This window comes from Nocardia sp. NPDC056000, assembly GCF_042269265.1.
GTDB lineage: Bacteria > Actinomycetota > Actinomycetes > Mycobacteriales > Mycobacteriaceae > Nocardia.
Window position 1 is genome coordinate 594,360 of record NZ_JBHJXS010000003.1, and the last position, 16,057, is coordinate 610,416.

17 protein-coding genes and 1 riboswitch are annotated in these 16,057 nt (G+C 65.9%); of the genes, 3 read left to right on the plus strand and 14 right to left on the minus strand.

Going from position 1 to position 16,057, the window contains the following annotated elements:
• Positions 1-230 precede the first annotated feature (230 nt).
• The 6 genes from ACFC4D_RS11355 to ACFC4D_RS11380 all read right to left on the minus strand — a co-directional run bounded on the left by ACFC4D_RS11355 (position 231) and on the right by ACFC4D_RS11380 (position 4,642).
• Positions 231-482: a hypothetical protein gene (locus tag ACFC4D_RS11355; RefSeq protein ID WP_375952345.1), complete on the minus strand. Its 252-nt coding sequence runs from the start codon at positions 480-482 to the stop codon at positions 231-233.
• A gap of 55 nt (positions 483-537) precedes the next feature.
• A complete protein-coding gene (locus ACFC4D_RS11360) occupies positions 538-1,611 on the minus strand; it encodes a DNA polymerase domain-containing protein (protein ID WP_376062628.1) in 1,074 nt (357 codons plus the stop codon).
• The gene (locus ACFC4D_RS11365) at positions 1,608-2,723 is read right to left on the minus strand and encodes an ATP-dependent DNA ligase (RefSeq protein ID WP_375952339.1); all 1,116 of its coding nucleotides are present in this window, start codon (positions 2,721-2,723) and stop codon (positions 1,608-1,610) included. The genes ACFC4D_RS11360 and ACFC4D_RS11365 overlap by 4 nt, the downstream gene beginning before the upstream one ends.
• Positions 2,724-2,833: 110 nt before the next feature.
• Positions 2,834-3,211, minus strand: coding sequence for a cold-shock protein (locus ACFC4D_RS11370; protein ID WP_376062723.1), 378 nt, complete (start codon positions 3,209-3,211; stop codon positions 2,834-2,836).
• Between the two features lie 61 nt (positions 3,212-3,272).
• Positions 3,273-4,373, minus strand: coding sequence for an SPFH domain-containing protein (locus tag ACFC4D_RS11375; RefSeq protein ID WP_364634857.1), 1,101 nt, complete (start codon positions 4,371-4,373; stop codon positions 3,273-3,275).
• Between the two features lie 35 nt (positions 4,374-4,408).
• Positions 4,409-4,642 carry a hypothetical protein gene (locus tag ACFC4D_RS11380; protein WP_364634854.1) on the minus strand — a complete coding sequence of 78 codons (234 nt, stop codon included), beginning with the start codon at positions 4,640-4,642 and terminating at the stop codon, positions 4,409-4,411.
• A 258-nt stretch (positions 4,643-4,900) separates the two neighbouring features.
• Here ACFC4D_RS11380 and ACFC4D_RS11385 point away from each other — a divergent pair, with 258 nt between their 5' ends.
• Entirely contained in the window at positions 4,901-6,433 is a 1,533-nt protein-coding gene (locus ACFC4D_RS11385) for a DHA2 family efflux MFS transporter permease subunit (protein ID WP_375952331.1), read from the plus strand.
• Between the two features lie 58 nt (positions 6,434-6,491).
• Here the strand turns inward: ACFC4D_RS11385 and ACFC4D_RS11390 are convergent, their stop codons facing one another.
• The 4 genes from ACFC4D_RS11390 to ACFC4D_RS11405 form a co-directional block, all read right to left on the minus strand.
• A complete protein-coding gene (locus ACFC4D_RS11390) occupies positions 6,492-7,058 on the minus strand; it encodes a YbhB/YbcL family Raf kinase inhibitor-like protein (protein WP_376062629.1) in 567 nt (188 codons plus the stop codon).
• Between the two features lie 120 nt (positions 7,059-7,178).
• Positions 7,179-8,495: a nitrate/sulfonate/bicarbonate ABC transporter ATP-binding protein gene (locus ACFC4D_RS11395; protein ID WP_375952325.1), complete on the minus strand. Its 1,317-nt coding sequence runs from the start codon at positions 8,493-8,495 to the stop codon at positions 7,179-7,181.
• 15 nt (positions 8,496-8,510) lie between these two features.
• Positions 8,511-10,241 carry an ABC transporter permease gene (locus ACFC4D_RS11400; protein WP_376062630.1) on the minus strand — a complete coding sequence of 577 codons (1,731 nt, stop codon included), beginning with the start codon at positions 10,239-10,241 and terminating at the stop codon, positions 8,511-8,513.
• Positions 10,238-10,939 carry an MgtC/SapB family protein gene (locus ACFC4D_RS11405; protein WP_364634842.1) on the minus strand — a complete coding sequence of 234 codons (702 nt, stop codon included), beginning with the start codon at positions 10,937-10,939 and terminating at the stop codon, positions 10,238-10,240. Before ACFC4D_RS11405 ends, ACFC4D_RS11400 begins: the two co-directional genes overlap by 4 nt.
• Positions 10,940-11,142: 203 nt before the next feature.
• Positions 11,143-11,316: riboswitch (M-box (ykoK) riboswitch) on the minus strand.
• Between the two features lie 187 nt (positions 11,317-11,503).
• On the opposite strand from ACFC4D_RS11405, the gene ACFC4D_RS11410 reads away from it, so the two are divergent.
• Both ACFC4D_RS11410 and ACFC4D_RS11415 read left to right on the plus strand, forming a co-directional pair.
• Entirely contained in the window at positions 11,504-12,163 is a 660-nt protein-coding gene (locus ACFC4D_RS11410; protein WP_376062631.1) for a GAP family protein, read from the plus strand.
• 38 nt (positions 12,164-12,201) lie between these two features.
• Positions 12,202-12,411: a hypothetical protein gene (locus tag ACFC4D_RS11415; RefSeq protein WP_376062632.1), complete on the plus strand. Its 210-nt coding sequence runs from the start codon at positions 12,202-12,204 to the stop codon at positions 12,409-12,411.
• On the opposite strand, the gene ACFC4D_RS11420 is transcribed toward ACFC4D_RS11415, so the two are convergent.
• The 4 genes from ACFC4D_RS11420 to ACFC4D_RS11435 all read right to left on the minus strand — a co-directional run bounded on the left by ACFC4D_RS11420 (position 12,412) and on the right by ACFC4D_RS11435 (position 16,043).
• Positions 12,412-13,725 (minus strand): MFS transporter, encoded by a 1,314-nt coding sequence (locus ACFC4D_RS11420; protein WP_376062633.1) that lies wholly within the window; start codon positions 13,723-13,725, stop codon positions 12,412-12,414.
• A gap of 202 nt (positions 13,726-13,927) precedes the next feature.
• Positions 13,928-14,731, minus strand: a complete 804-nt coding sequence (locus ACFC4D_RS11425) for a siderophore-interacting protein (protein WP_376062634.1) — start codon at positions 14,729-14,731, stop codon at positions 13,928-13,930.
• Positions 14,732-14,756: 25 nt separating this feature from the next.
• Positions 14,757-15,320, minus strand: a complete 564-nt coding sequence (locus tag ACFC4D_RS11430; protein ID WP_364634828.1) for a PadR family transcriptional regulator — start codon at positions 15,318-15,320, stop codon at positions 14,757-14,759.
• An 87-nt stretch (positions 15,321-15,407) separates the two neighbouring features.
• Positions 15,408-16,043 carry a TetR/AcrR family transcriptional regulator gene (locus ACFC4D_RS11435; RefSeq protein WP_376062635.1) on the minus strand — a complete coding sequence of 212 codons (636 nt, stop codon included), beginning with the start codon at positions 16,041-16,043 and terminating at the stop codon, positions 15,408-15,410.
• Between the last annotated feature and the right edge of the window lie 14 nt (positions 16,044-16,057).

Below are 16,057 nucleotides of genomic sequence, written 5' to 3' on the forward strand. Positions count from 1 at the left end.
ACGCGGCGGACTCTCCCCACCGACCGCGAATCAACACCAACCGATCGTGACTGGCGTCCCTTACCGCACACTTGCGGCCGCTGGCACTGCGCTTGCGCCTGGATCATTCCTGCCGCGATGCCACCGCCCGTGCCGGGAATGATCCACTACCGCGCCCTCGCATGACGGCCACCAGTATTCGGCGATACGGTGCGTCGGCCCGAATAGCGGCGACGGGCCGAATCTCTCGGCTAGAGGCGCGGATCGAAGACCAGCTGGAATCCCGACAGTCGGGTGGTGCCGTCGGGTTGTCGTTCGGCGTAGGCCCAGAATTCGCGGCCTGGCAGCTCATTGGCGGGCAGTCCGGCCTGGGTCGCTATCTCCTTCGCCGCCCACGACATCGGCGATCGCGCCGGATGCCAGGGTGTTTCGAGGTAGGCGACCGCGGAATCGGCGTCCCCGAACACCAAAACGCAGCGCACCTGGATCCGTTCGCTTCCCACCCTGCCATCATCACCCCTGCGGGCGGCCGCGCGCACCGATCATGCCGGGTCGTGCTCAACCCTCACCCGGATCGTTCTCCTTACGTGCGCGCGAGGGTTGCACGCGCGGGGGTTCGTTCGGCATTTTCGGATATTGCGGCGGCCACGGGGCGTCCAGCAATCCCGAGGCGAGATCTTTTTCCGACATCTCCAGCAGGGGAGTCAGCGATTGTGGGATGCGGTTCGCCCACGCGTCGCCGTGTTCAGCCACCCACGCCGGGACCGTCGCGATGGTCATCTGGTCGTTGGTGACCGTGTCCAGTACGTCCCAATCGATGGGGGTGGAGACCTGTGCGCCGACCTTGGGGCGTACGCACCACGCGCCGAAAACCGTTTTGTGCGGGGCGTTCTGGTTGAAGTCGACGAAGACGCGGGAGCCGCGTTCCTCTTTCCACCAGGCCGCGGTGATGGTGTCGGGGTGGCGGCGTTCGAGTTCGCGCGCCAATGCCACCGCCGCGGCGCGGACCTGGTAGCCGTCCCAGTTCGGTTCCAGCAGCGCGTACAGGTGCAGGCCGCGTGAGCCCGAGGTTTTCACGCGCACGTCGATACCGAGTTCGGTGCACAGATCCCTTGTGCGCCTTGCGGCTTCGCGCAGATCATCGAATCCGATACCGGGGGAGGGATCGAGGTCGATGCGCAGTTCGTCGGTGATGCCGGTCGGGGGCAGCAGATCCCCGTTGGCGTCCTCGACCTGCGGGGTGGCGGCCTCGAGTTCGGCGCCCGCGTGCGTGGGCCAGACGTGAAAACCCAAGCAGCCCAGGTTGACCGCCCACAGGATGTGCGCCATATCGGCGGCGACCAGGGCATCGCTGGTGGTGCCGTTGGGGGTGGTGACCACGGTGGTCTGTAACCAGTCCGGCACCGATTTGGGGACGCGTTTCTGGAACCAGGATTTGCCCGAGGCCCCATCGGGATAGCGTTCGAGCAGTACCGGCCGGTTGCCGATGGTGTTCATGATCGGCCCGGCCACCGACAGGTAGTAGTTGGCCAGACCGAGTTTGGTTTCCCCGCGCTTGTTGAAGTAGATCTTGTCCGGATTGGAGAGGGTGACGGTGCGCCCGTCGACCTCGAGTTCGACCGAATCGCTCACCGCGCGGTCCCTTTCGCCTCATCGAAAATGGCCGACAGTTCGGCTGGCGCGACCTCGTCCAGCTGCGCGTACGTACACGATTCGGGGGTGCGGTCGGTGCGGAAGCGCACCAGGCGACCGCCATGGCGCAATCGTCCCGCCATCACATGCTCATAGCGGACCTCGGCCACCAATTCGGTGCGCAGCGGCTCCCACGACAGATCCTTACCGCCGGTCCAACGACTCACTCCGCCCGGCATTTTCCCGTCCGCGCGCGCCTGCGCGGCGGCATCGGCCCATTCGCGCCACGGATGGTTCTCCAGCGCGTTCACCCGCAGCGGCGCGAGCTCCTCGACGAGTTCTTTGCGTCGTTTGGCGGTGAAACTGCTCGCCACCCCGACGTGATGCAGGTTGCCGTCGGCGTCGAACAAGCCCAGCAGCAGCGATCCGACGCCTTCACCGTCCTTGTGCCAGCGGAATCCGGCGATCACGCAGTCCGCGGTGCGCTCATGTTTGACCTTGAACATCACCCGCTTGTCCTGCAGATACGGCAGATCCGCGGCCTTGACCATCACCCCGTCGAAGCCCGCGCCCTCGAACCGGGTGAACCAGTCCTGCGCGACGTCGGGGTCATCGCTGAGCGGGGTGAGGTGAATGCGGGTGACACCGCTGTCGGACGCGCCGCCGGTGTTCTTGTCCAGGATCGTTTCCAGCAGGCGGCGGCGTTCGGCGAACGGTTCCCCGGTCAGATCCTGATCACCGAGGGCGAGCAGATCGAATCCGACGAAACTGGCCGGTGTCTCCACCGCGAGCTTGTTCACCCGCGAGGCCGCCGGATGCAGGCGCTGCTGCAGGGTGTCGAAGTCCAGGCCGTTCTCGGTGACGACCACGATCTCCCCGTCGATCACACATTTCTCGGGCAGAGATTTGGCGAACAGCTCGACCAGTTCGGGAAAATACCGGGTCAGGGGGCGATCATTGCGGGATCCGAGTTCGATCTCGTCCCCATCGCGAAACACGATGCACCGGAACCCATCCCATTTGGGTTCATAGCGCAGCCCCGGCTCGCGGGGAAGTTCGGAGACCGATTTGGCCAGCATCGGTTTCACGGGCGGCATGACGGGCAGCTCCACACGACCTCCTCGGGTTGGTTCACCCAGGTAGACGACGTGACCGGTGAGAATTCACCGGTCCGCGTCCAGAGAAGATCGTAATGCCGTACTGGTCGGTTTTGCGGTACTGCTCAGTTTTCCAGCCAGCCATGCTGATCGGCGAACGCGGTCAGCCTGTCCCGGATGGTCAGTATTTCCCCGGCCGTGAGCGCGGGGCTGGCATCGAGGAGCAGTTCGGTGATCAGGCGGCGATGCTCGCCCGCGCTCATTTGCCCGCCCGGCGCGCGATCCTTGGCCTTATGCGCGCGCACCGGTGGCGGAGCGCCGGCGACCAGGGCCAGATTGATGGCCTTGGGCCCGCGATCCCCCTCGGTCACATCGAATTCGAACACCCGCCCCTGTCGCAGCTCATCCTCGTCCAGCCCGATGTCGTTGACATGGACGAACACGTCCGGCCCACCGTCTTCCGGACGGATGAAACCGAAACCCCGCGAGCTGTCGAACGACACCAATTTCCCGATGGACACCTAAACACCCGCTCCTCGTACGCCGCGTCCCTCTGCGGTAACTCTAGTCCGCGGCACGATCATTGTTGGAAGAAAGTGCCTTTTGCAACGAATTGAACACCGTCAATCCCTGTCCCACCATGCCATTGACGATCTCGCTCACGCCCTCGGGACCGTTGAGCACCGTCAGATTGGCATTGGACAACCCCGCGGCGGCCTGCTTCACGATCTCCGGAAGCTGTTCTATCAGAAGCTGATCCAGCGCGATGCGGTTATTGGACGCCGCGGCCTCGGCCTGGATGCGGGTGCGATCGGCCTCGGCCACGGCCAGGATGCGCACCCGTTCGGCCTCGGCGAGCGCGGGTTTGACCACCTCGGTCTGCAACTGCTGTTCGCGCAACTCGGCCTGTTTGCGCGCCTGGATGGCCTGCGCGGTGAGCACCTCCTGCAGCGCGGTGGCCTGGGCGAGCGGACCCGCCTGTGCCGCTTCGGCATTGGCCTTGTCGATATCGCGCTGATACTGCGCGCGCAGCAGTGCGGTCTCGCGCTGGTATTCGGCCTGGCGGCGCTGGGATTCCTGTTCGGCCTGCGCGGCCAGCTGCGCGGCGCTGGCCTGCGCGATCTGCGCGTCGCGCTGGATGGCGGCATTGTGCGGGGCGGCCAGGGCGGTGATGTAGCCGAGGTTGCCGTCATCGATGGACTGGATCTGCAGCGAATCCACCCACAGTCCGATATTGCTCATCTCGACCTTCGAGGCGACTAAAACCTCATCGGCCAGTTTCTGGCGTTCGCGAATGATCTCCTCGACCGTCATCGAGCCCACGATCGAGCGCAGATGCCCGGAGAAGATGCGACCGGTCAGCACCGACATCTCACGCTCCTGTTCGGACAGGAACCGTTGTGCCGCATTGACTATCGAGGCGGTGTCATTGGCGACCTTGAACGCGATGACCGCGCGCACATCGAGCTGGATGGCCTGTTTGGTGACACAGCGTTCCTGGATCTCGGCCTCGTACATGGCCAGTGACAGATAGCTGACCTTGCGGAAGAACGGCATCACCCAGGCGCCGTGGCCGATGACCACGCGGAACGGCGCATTGTCCTTGGTGCCCCCGCCGCTGACCAGCATGGCCTCGTCCGGATCGGGCACATGGTATCCGAGCACTGTTGCCTCCCTTGATGTCTCAGACTTCTGATGTCTCAGATTTCCCCACGATGGTCGCCCGGGAGCGGTATCCACGGCACCACATCCACGATCCGGCCCGGATGCACCGCCACGATCAGCACGGGGGTGCCGGTGTCGAGTGCTTGGTCGGCGCGCGCGATGTAGAGCTCGGTTCCCCCTCTGATGGCGACCAGAACCTCTCCGAGTTTGTGTGCGCCCCGGATCGGCGTGGTCAGCGTACCGGTCAGTCCCAGCACCGGGTCGGACATCTCGGGCAACTCCTCGCATTCGCGGTGAATTGCCAGGGTAGTTGCGTAATCCGGCAATAGTTGGACCGCGCGGTCGGATTTCGCGACCAAATTGATAACTACATTTTTGCTACCCATCGGTATCATTTCCGATGCCGCAGCGCGGCCCGAGTTCGCGTCGGCCGCTTCCGCACTCGTGAAAGGTGCCGAGAATATGCCCGTGCGCGTCGAGGTGAGAAAATACTGGTTCCCGGGCCCCCGAGCTGGCAGGCTTAAGCGGTGACCACCCCTCCGGATATACCGGCCACGAATACGGCCGACGACAAACTGGACGCCGGCGTCCTCAAAATCGCCGGCGTCGTCGTGCTCGGCGCCATCATGTCGATCCTCGACGTGACAGTCGTGACCGTAGCCATCCCTACATTCCAGCAGACCTTCGACACCACCTACGCCATCGCGGCGTGGACGATGACCGGCTACACCCTGGCGCTGGCCACCGTCATCCCGCTGACCGGTTGGGCCGCCGACCGATTCGGCACCAAACGCCTCTACATGGCGGCGCTGATCTTCTTCGTACTCGGCTCGATCCTGTGCAGCACGGCCTGGAATATCGAGTCGCTCATCGCCTTCCGCGTCATCCAGGGCCTGGGCGGCGGCATGCTCATGCCGCTGGGCATGACGATCATGACCCACGCCGCCGGACCGCAGCGGATCGGCCGCGTCATGGCCGTACTCGGCGTGCCGATGCTGCTGGGCCCCATCATGGGCCCGATCCTGGGCGGCTGGCTCATCGACAGCTTCTCCTGGCACTGGATCTTCCTGATCAACCTGCCCATCGGCATCATCGCCCTGGCGCTGGCGTTCATCGTGTTCCCCGCGGACCGGCCCGAACCCTCGGAGTCCTTCGACTTCATCGGAATGCTGCTGGCCTCACCGGGTTTGGCGCTGTTCCTGTTCGGTGTCTCCTCGATTCCCGGGGAGGGCACCGTCGCCTCGGCCAAGGTGCTGATCCCGGCGATCATCGGCGCGATCCTGCTGGTGGCGTTCGTGTACCGGGCGCTGCACACCGAACATCCGCTCATCGATCTGCGCCTGTTCAAGAACCCGTCGCTGCGCTACGCGGTGCTCACCATGACCCTGTTCGCCATGGCGTTCTTCGGTTCGGGTCTGCTGCTGCCGAGTTATCTGCAGCAGGTGCGCGGTGAATCGACCCTGATGGCCGGTCTGCTCATCGCACCGCAGGGCCTGGGCGCGATGCTCACCATGCCGGTCGCGGGCCGCCTGGTCGACAAGATCGGCCCGGGCAAGATCGTGCTCACCGGTATTTCGATCATGGTGCTGGGCATGGCGTTCCTGACCCAGGTCAGCGCGGACACCTCCTACGTGGCACTGTGCGGGGCGCTGTTCGTAATGGGTCTGGGCATGGGCTGCACCATGATGCCGACCATGACCGCCGCCATTCAAACCCTCACCCACGCCCAGGTGGCGCGCGGCTCCACCCTGATGAACATCGTCAACCAGACCGCCGGATCCATCGGCACCGCAACCATTTCCGTGGTCCTGACGAATCTGCTCAACAACCGCCCCCTCGCCGGAGCCGCCATCGGCTCGCGCTCCAACCCGGAGATCGCCGAAAAGTTGCCCCCGGGCGCACTGTCCACCGGTTTCGACGAAGCGGCCACCGCCTTCGCCCACACCTTCGTGGTCGCCCTGGTGCTCCTGGCCGTCACCCTCATCCCGGCGTTCTTCCTACCCCGCACCAAACCCAAGAACCCGGAACTCGCCGAAACCCCGGTCGTCGTCGCGCACTGAGGTTTTCGCACCACACACAGCGCCCCCGCCGAACCATTCGGCGGGGGCGCTGTGCTGTTCAAGAACGTTCGTAGAAGCCGTCGATACGGGCACGACCCAGTGCGCGGGCGGCCGAGAGCACCGCGGGCGGCTTCGCTTTCGCCACCGGAGCCCCGTTCACGGTGGTGATCGGCTCGGCCAGGGCGAAGAGCTGGAAGGCATACCGGTGCGGGCCGTGGCCCTTGATCGGAGACGGGCCCATGTAGCCGCGCCCGAATCCCGAGCGCAGCACCTGTACGCCCGCAACCGTTTCCGCGCCGTCGAGGGCACCCTGCGCCAGCTCCGTGCGCGCGGGATCCAGGAGTGCGACCGCGTGCACGAACGGCTTGGACATCGGCGCATCGGGATCCTCGACCACCAGCAGCAACTGGGCGGTCCCGGCCGGGGGAGCCGACCAGGCCAGCGCGGGCGAGCGATCCTGTCCGCCCACCCGTTTCCCGGCGTGTGGCGTGGTCAGGAACGACTCGTGCTCGAAATCGGGGCTGGTGAGCTCGAATACGCCGTCCCCGGCCAGATTCGGCCGATGCCAGGCCAGCGTGCGCTCACCGGCCCTGCGATTCGCGAGCAGTTTGCCGAGAATGGCCATGATGATCTCTCCTAACGTGCACCGCCGCCGCACGCTAGCAGGTGACCCGAGCCCCCGCACCCGTTCCGGTCACAGCGTGAAAGGGACTGCCGCCGAGCCGGATCGGCGGCAGCCGAGCACTCAGGAGGTCGCGGCCAGCCCGGCGGGGTCGGCGGTGATGCGGCCCGAATCGGTGTCGTAGTCGTACAACTCGCCGTAGCGGCCCCAGTCGATGGCCAGTTCGAGTTGTCGGCGGGCATCCTCGTCGGAGAAGCCGCGGCGCAGTAGATCGGCGAAGAAATCGGCGCGGGCGCTGCCGTCGCTGCTGCCGACCAAGGCACTGCAGATGGTGCGGACCAAGGGTGCGCGGCGGCGGGCCTGGGTGGCGAAAACGTGTTTGCTGGTTTGGATATCGGCGGTGGTGAAGTTCGCGCCGACATTGGTGAGGATGACATCGCCGGAATCGGCGATCAGGAAACCCAGCAGGGCCGCGGCATCGACCAGGGGCAGCAGATCATCGAGTTCGAAATTGAGTTCGTCGGCGATGACCGGCAGGTCCGCGCGGCCGTCCTGGGCATAGACCAATTCCAGCAGACCGGCGATACCGCCGACCGAGGCATCGGGCAGGGGAGTGACGAAGGGGGTGCCGTTATCGGTTGCGGTGGCGGCGATTTCGGTATCGCGGCCGGTGAGCAGACCGTAGATCTGATCGACCAGGGCGATGAAACCGGGGGCGCGGCGATTGCGCGGGCGGGGCAACTCCACGGTGACCTCGGCGATGATGTGACCCGGATTCGCGCCGAGCACCACCACGCGGTCGGCCAGCTGCACCGCCTCCTCGATATTGTGGGTGACGATGCAGACCGCGCGGGTAGGGAAATCGTCTGTGGCCCACAAATTCACCAGTTCGGTGCGCAGATTCTCCGCGGTCAGCACATCCAGCGCCGAGAACGGTTCATCCATGAGCAGCAGGTCCGGTTCGAGCACCAGGGCGCGCGCGAAACCCACGCGCTGGCGCATACCGCCGGACAGCTCCTTCGGATAGGCCGATTCGAAACCATCGAGGCCGATCCGGTCGATGGCGTCCAGGGCGAGCTGGCGGCGGCGTTCGGGGGCGATACCGCGCGCGGCCAAACCGAGCTCCACATTGTCCTGCACGGTCAGCCACGGCATCAGCGCGAACGACTGGAACACCAGGGCCGCACCGGGATTCGCGCCCGTGAGCGGCTTACCGCGATAGCGAACCTGCCCGCTGGTGGGAGCCAGCAGCCCCGCCACCGTGCGCAGCAGCGTCGATTTGCCCGAGCCCGAACGGCCCAGCAGCGCCACGATCTCCCCGTCGCGCACCTGCAGATTCACATGTTCGAGCACATTGAGGCGCTCCCCGGCGGCGCCGGTGAAGGACATGCCGACATCGTCGATGTCGATCAGGACCTCTCCGGTGGTTGCGGTCGTCATGAGAGTTCCTTTCGGTCAGAGCGAATAGCGGCGCTGGGCCAGGGCGTAGAGGCGACGCCAGAACAGGCGGTTGATGCCGACCACGTAGGCGCTCATCACGAGCACGCCCACCAGAATGCGGGGACTGTCACCGTCACGGGTGGCCTCGGCGATGTACGCGCCCAAACCGGTCGCCACCAGCGTGGTGTCCCCGTACGGGACGATCTCGGCGACGATCGAGGCATTCCACGCCCCGCCCGCCGCGGTGATCGCACCGGTGACATAGCTGGGGAAGATGGCGGGCAGAATCAGCTTGCGCCACCACAGCTTTCGCGGCAGTCGCAGGCTCGCCGCCGCCTCGCGCAGATCGTTCGGGACCGCCGCCGCGCCCGCGATCACATTGAACAGGATGTACCACTGCGCACCCAGGGCCATGAGCAGGATGCCCGCCCACTGCAGGCTCGCACCCGTGGCCACCAGCACCGCGGTCACCAGCGGGAACAGGAAGTTCGCCGGAAAACTCGCCAGCACCTGCACGATCGGCTGCGCGATCCGGGACACCTTGGGGTTCAACCCGATCCACACCCCGATCGGCACCCAGATCGCGGTCGCGAAGATCAGCAGCACGATGACCCGGCCCAGGGTGATCACGCCCAGATACCCCGCGTGCGCGACCTCACCGAAGCCGACGGTGGTGTCGATATAGCGCAGCATGTAGAAACAGCCCACCGCCAGCGCGACCGCGACCACCGCGGTGAACAGCACATCGTTTGCGCGACGGCGCTTTTCGGGCACATACAGCTGATGCTCGGCCAGCCCGAACACCCGCATGATGCGGTCCATCGGATATACCAGCGGCCCGAACACCTTGCCAAGCAGCGGCGGAATATGCGAGCGGCGCAACAGATCCAGCACCAGACTGCGCGGCGCGTTCGCGGCCTCGGTCTCCTCATTGCGGAAACGCTCGGCCCACACCGTGATCGGACGCCAGAACGCGATATTCAACCCGATCACCATGACCACCATCGTCACGATCGCCAAAAGGATTCGGGGCGTATCGCTTTCGGCGGCGGCCGAGGCCACATAGGAGCCGATGCCCGGCAGCGCGTACTGGCGATTGTTCACGCTGATCGCCTCGGCCGCGGTCAGGAAGAACCAGCCGCCACCGAAACTCATCATCGCGTTCCACACCAGCGGGAACATGCCGCTGGGCACATCGAGTCGCCAGAACCGTTGCCAGCGTGACAATCTCAGATTCCGGGCGGCCTCATCGAGTTCGCGCGGCTGCGACACCAGCGAATGATGGAACGCGAACGCCATATTCCACGCCTGGGAGGTGAAGATCGCGAAAATCGAGGCCGCCTCCAACCCCAGCGATGATCCTGGGAACAAGGCGATGAACCCGGTCACCGTCACCGACAGGAAACCCAGAATCGGCACCGATTGCAAGATGTCGAGCAGCGGCAGCAGCACCTTCTCCGCGCGCGGCAGTCGCGCGGCCGCGGTGGCGAAGACGAAGGTGAACGCGATCGAGAGACCCAGCGCCAGGAACATGCGCAGCAGCGAACGCGCCGCGTAGTACGGCAGCTCGGCCGGATCGGTGGAAATGCTGGACGGTGCGCTGGCATCGTTGAACGGCACATCCATGCCCGCCGACACCCGCACCGCCAGCCAGATCAGCACCGCCGCGCCCGCAAACACCGCGATATCGGCCCAGCGCGAACGCGGACGATCCAGCACACCCCGGCTGGGGTAGGTGGTGCTCACGCCTCCACCTCGGTCTGCGGCACCGTGCGCCAGCCCACGCTGGTCACCGACGGCTCCAGGCTCAACCGGCTCACCGCGGACTCCATTTGCCGATCATCGCGGCGATCCCCGGTCAGCTCCGCGCGCACCTCGACCCGATTGGGTTCGATGTTGTGGCTCGAGATCGACACCAGCCGGAAATCGGTGCGGGCCAGTGACTGCACCAGCAGCGAACGCACAGCGGCCTCGTGATCGTCATCGGTGCGTGCGGTGAACGCGTACAGCGCCTCCACCACACCCTCGGCCGGGCGATCCACCGCGCGCGCCGCGGTCCGCAGCGCGGTATTGACCACCACCACCGCCACCGTGCCCGCCGCGGCGGTGCTGTACATCCCGGCACCGGCCAGTGCGCCGACCGCGGCCGCGCACCACAGCGTGGCCGCGGTATTGAGTCCGCGGATATTGAACCCGTCGCGCAGGATCACACCCGCGCCCAGGAAGCCGATACCCGAAACAATCTGTGCCGCAACACGAGTCGGGTCAGCGTCCTTACCGCTGAACCCGTGCGCGGACAACAGCACGAACAGGGTGGCCCCGGCCGCGACAAGCGCGTTCGTGCGCAGTCCGGCCATACGTGCCCGGTACTGGCGCTCGAACCCGATCACCGCGCCGAGCCCGACACCCGCGCCGAGCCGCAGCAACATTTCCCACGTGGTCATGACGCCCTCCAACTAAGAGGTCGGCGCACTCGTCAAGGCACGCTACAGGCAGGAAACCAGCCCGCAGCGGAGAAAAGAAGTGTCGCCTGGTGAACGATTGGCTAACGGAACTCTGTCCGATCCATCGGGCACGACGATCACCTCCACACCCACTACGCGAACGCGCCACCAGGGAGTGGATCCGGCATTGGACGGCCGGAAACGGTAACCACCCCTCGTAAGACCTTCAGCACTCCACGGCGTAACCCACATCGGGTGTGGGAGCCGGTCGGGATCACCCCTTAATCCGGGGAGACCTGTCCTGACCCGGGGCGTCTCTCGACGTTCGGGGTCGCCGGCCTATATCCGCAGAGGAGCCTCAGCTAACGACGGCACCTTGTGTCAGCGAGTAAACACCCCGGCACGGGTCGCGGGCAACCCATGTGACGAGCGCAACTTCCTGCCCGCGCCGCGCGGTCCGGGCCGCTACCCACCTCGAGCGCATCCGGCGCGGCCGATGATTCGCCGGTCGGTCTTATCCGTGTCGCTGCCCGAATTATGGTTGCCAGCAAATAGCTTGAATGGATGGGCGCAGTCATCGGAGACCTATTGCCGCTCGGTGTCGGTGTAGCGATATCGCCGATTCCCATCGTGGCCGCCATCCTCATGATCCTGTCCAGAAACGCCTCCGGGGCGGGTAACGGCTTCCTCGCGGGCTGGGTGCTCGGCGTCGTGACGGCGACCGCTCTCATCTGCGTGATCGCCGGTTCGGTGGGCATCACCGACGGTCGGGAACCCTCGACGACCGGATCCTGGATCAAGGTTGTACTCGGGCTCGGCCTGGTCGTCTTGGCCGCCAATCAATGGCATGAGCGCACCGACACCACCCCGCCGGACTGGATGAACGCCCTCGATCGGCTGACCCCGGTCCGAGCCGCCGGATTGGGCGTCCTGCTGTCGGCGGTGAATCCGAAGAACCTGCTGCTGTGCGTGTCCGCGGGCGTGGCGATCGGATCGAGCACGATCACCGCCGGCGGCAAGATCACCGCCCTGATCGTGTTCACCCTCCTGGCCTCGGCGAGCGTGGCGGCGGTGGTGCTCGGCTACGCGATCGCCGCCGACCGCGTGCGCCCCGGCCTCGACAACGCCCGAAAATGGTTGCAGGACAACAATCACGCGGTCATGGCGCTCGTCCTGCTGGTGATGGGCGCGGTCGTGCTCGGCAAAGGCATCGGCGGCCTCTGACCCGCCCCGGCCCCGCGAATATGGATTACTGTGTCGCCGTGGGGATTACAGAGTTCGGGCCGGGAGATGTCATCTGGTTTCCCGACGGGCCGTTCTACGGCGTCTGCGCGGTGGTGCGCGAGGTGTTCGACCGGCGCGCGGAACTGCGGATCGAATTCGGGGAGGGGCTCACGCATCGCGAAGGCGGCGTCCTGCGCGAGCGGAGGCACTCCCTGACCGTCCGGTTCGACGAGGTCGAACTGATGTAGCTACTTCGCCAGCACCGGGATCTCATCGGTCACCGGGACCTCGGTGCCGCGCAGTGAAGCGCCGACGGTTTCACGCAGGAACATCAACGCCACCAGGCCGACGGCGCACGCGCCGACCATGTAGAACGCCGGGAAGTAGCTCCAGCCGGTGGATTCGATGACCGCCTCGTTCACCAGCGGCGCGGTGCCGCCGAACAGCGCGGTGGACACGTTGTAGCCCAGGGCGAACCCGGCATAGCGCACGTGCGTGGGGAAGATCGCCGGGAACGTCGCGGTGATGGTGGACAGCTGCGGCAGATACAGCAGGCCCAGCACGATGAAAGCCACTACGGCCCACACGATTCCGCGCGCCATCAACCAGTACATCGGCACCGCCAGGGCGGCCAGGGCCAGCAGCGAGAACCGCCACATGGGGCGGCGGCCGACCCGATCGGACAGGCGGCCGAAGAACGGCAGCGTCAGCATCATCACCAACTGGCCGATCAGCATCATCGCCGTGGTCGTGGATTCGGCGACACCGAGGGTGTGCTGCAGATACGTGGGCTGATAGGTCAGCAGCGTGTAGTTGACGATATTGAGCGCCACCACCAGCCCGGCCAGGGTGAGCAGCTCGCGCCGGTATTCGGTGAGCAGTACGCGCAAACCACCCGCGGGCTGCTCCTCCTCCTGCATCTCGGTGAACACCGGCGATTCGTCCAGGCGCGAGCGCAGATACCAGCCGATCAGACCCAGCGGGACCGCTAGCAGGAACGGGATCCGCCAACCCCATTCGTACATGGCGTCCGAACCCAGCAGCAGCTGACAAGCCAGCACCACCGCCGAACCGCCGACGAAACCGCCGAGCGTGCCGAACTCCAGGAAGCTGCCCAGGAAGCCGCGCTTGCGATCACTGCAGGTTTCGGCGAGATAGGTTGCCGCACCGCCGTATTCGCCGCCGGTGGAGAAGCCCTGCACCACCCGCAGCAGGATCAGCAGGATCGGGGCCAGCACCCCGGCGGTGGCATGGCTGGGCAGCAGGCCGATCGCGCCGGTCGCGCCCGCCATCAGCAGAATCGTGGTCGCGAGCACCGCTTTGCGCCCGATGCGATCCCCGAGCGGACCCCACACCATGCCACCGAGCGGACGCAGCAGGAATGACACCGCGAAACCGAGCATGGTGCCGAGTGAACCGAGATGTCCGGGGAAGAACGCGGCGGTGATGTAGGTCGCGGCCGCGGCGTACACGCCGTAGTCGAACCATTCGGTGGCATTGCCCATGGCAGCGGCGGCCACCGACCGAGTCTGCTGTGTCGAGTGCGGGTCACCGCTGGTCATGCCGGTCCTCTCCATCGCGTAAATGCGTCGCGCGGGCCCGAAAGATCAGGACGCGCCCGCATTGCGGCTACCCGATGGTGTGGCCAGCAAACCTGAACGTCGACGGCGCGCCCCGATCGGCGGGGCGGCCATCAGCGAGTTCAAGAGGTTTGTGACATGGATCGCAGTGGCGTGAATGCGACGAGCAAACCAGCCGGGCGCGCTAGTCCATACCGCGCTTACCCGGAGTCCAGAACGGTTTGGTGCGAATCGCGCGACGCGGCCAATCACGCTCGTGCACAAGGTGTTTGCTGATCATCTGAATGGTGCGGGCCTCACCGGCGAGATAGGCCACACCCGGGGTGGACGGCAATTCCAGCTCGCGCACCGCGTCCAGCAGAAGCTGCGACCGCGCGGCGGAGGCGTCCCCGCGCACCGGTGCGGCCAGCGCCGCGGCCCGTGGCAAGGGCAGCCGATCCTCGGGCGTGGCCGTTTCGACCGCGCCGTAAACCGGGATATGGTCCGGGACCGCGGCGAGCATGGCCCCGAACGCCACCGAGGCGGTCTCCTCACCCGCGAACAGGTGATACGGCGCGTCATCGTTCACGACGAACGAGCCTTCCGGTCCACGGAACATGACCTGTGCGCCCGGTTCGGCGGCGCGGCCCCAGCGTGAGCCCGGTCCATCGCCGTGGTCCATGACGCACAGATCGAACTCACCTCGCTCGGGATCGAACTGCCACACCGTGTACGTGCGCAGATCGCCGACCCGCGCCAGCAGCCCGCCCGCGGCATCACCGATGGCGATCCGCACATGCTGTCTGGGCAGGCATCGGGTGTTCCGCAGGGCGGGTGCGCTGATGCGCACCCGGATCATGCGGGCGGCGATCGGTTCGGTTTCCAGAATGTGGCCGGTGCTGAAGAACCGGTCCAGCAGCAGATCGCCGAGGTCCCGCGAGCGGCGAGGAGCGGGTGGTCGCGATTGTTCGTCAGTGTGGGATCGCGCCTGATTGTCACTGTGCGCCATGGCAATACCTTCGATTCGGAAAGGGTCAATCGATATGCCGGCCGCGCCGCCGGCGATGCTGCCGACGTTTCACGTCGGTCTTGAGATGCTGCAGTTCACGAGTGGTATCGGTGAGAATCGCGCGCACCTGATCGACCACGGCGGGATCACCGTGCGCGTGCACCACCACCGATACCGCCGCCTTGAACAGGCGCAGTACCGGTTTGATGATCTCGGCGGCGTCGGGATCACCGAACAGGCCCCATTCACCGCGCTCATCCGCGCGCGCCCAGATGCGCGCGATCGCCTCGCGATGCTGATCGACCTCGGTTCGCCCGGCCGGGCTGATATGGAAAACCTTTCGGCCACTGTCGATTTCGAGCGTGGCCAAACCTTCGTCATCGAGCTGCTGCAAGGTCGGGTACACCGCGCCCGCGCTGGGCCGGTACGCACCACCGCAGCGCTTCTCCAATCGGGACATCAACTCATATCCGTGACCCGGCTGTTCGGCGATCAATGCCAGCAGCGCCAGCCGCAATTCACCGGTGCCGAAGAACCGGCCACTGCCGGGCCCGATACCGGCGAAGTCGGCCAAACGTCTCGGATCCACCCGCTGAAGATATATCTTAAGATAGTGCTGAAGCAACGGATTCGGCGTAATTCCTCAGGTGTGCAACGGGTTCCGCGCGGTCGGTTGTTACTCGGTGTCCGACGCGCCGAGATGGCGCACGAGCGCTGCGATCTGATCCGCGAAGCGGGTCAGGAATTCGGGCGAGCGCGGATCCTGCCCGCACACACCCTCGATGATGTGCGGCAGCGTGGTCGGTGCCATGGCCGCGCCCATGAGCATGACCAGCAGGTAGGCCGGATCCAGGTCCGCGGGCAACTGCCCCGCCGCCTGCATGACCCGCAACTCCTCGACACTCTCGGTAAGCATGCGGGCGCGCGGTTCATGATCGGGATCGTCGGCGGGTGCGCTGTATTGCAGACCGGTCCAGGCCAGCAACCGTGCGCCGTCGGGATTGTGCAGGGCCTCGAGGGCATAGGTGCGCAACTGCTCGGGCAGGGGAGTGCCGGGCGGAACCAGTTCAGCCTGGCGTTGCTGCCATCGCTCTGAAACAGCCTGGTAGAGGCCCTCTTTGCCATCGAAATAATACGAAATGAGCTGCACGTTCACCCCGGCGCGCGCGGAGATGGCGGCGATCCGCGCGCCCGCGTACCCGTGCGCGCCGAATTCGGCGGCGGCGGCGTCCAGGATCAGCGCGCGGGTGCGTTCGGGATCGCGCTGACGATCCTGCGGCTTGGGCGACCTGCGGGGCTTCGGTTCGGGCACGCTCGGATCATACA

What these genes read in the sequence shown, in the direction of transcription:
- ACFC4D_RS11380 (WP_364634854.1), bottom strand. Translation starts at nt 4,642, where the DNA reads ATGTCCGACCCGGTGCTGGGACTGACCGGTACGCTGACCACGCCGATC.
- ACFC4D_RS11390 (WP_376062629.1), bottom strand. Translation starts at nt 7,058, where the DNA reads ATGGCCATTCTCGGCAAACTGCTCGCGAATCGCAGGGCCGGTGAGCGC.
- ACFC4D_RS11395 (WP_375952325.1), bottom strand. Translation starts at nt 8,495, where the DNA reads ATGACGACCGCAACCACCGGAGAGGTCCTGATCGACATCGACGATGTC.
- ACFC4D_RS11405 (WP_364634842.1), bottom strand. Translation starts at nt 10,939, where the DNA reads ATGACCACGTGGGAAATGTTGCTGCGGCTCGGCGCGGGTGTCGGGCTC.
- ACFC4D_RS11410 (WP_376062631.1), top strand. Translation starts at nt 11,504, where the DNA reads ATGGGCGCAGTCATCGGAGACCTATTGCCGCTCGGTGTCGGTGTAGCG.
- ACFC4D_RS11420 (WP_376062633.1), bottom strand. Translation starts at nt 13,725, where the DNA reads ATGACCAGCGGTGACCCGCACTCGACACAGCAGACTCGGTCGGTGGCC.
- ACFC4D_RS11425 (WP_376062634.1), bottom strand. Translation starts at nt 14,731, where the DNA reads ATGGCGCACAGTGACAATCAGGCGCGATCCCACACTGACGAACAATCG.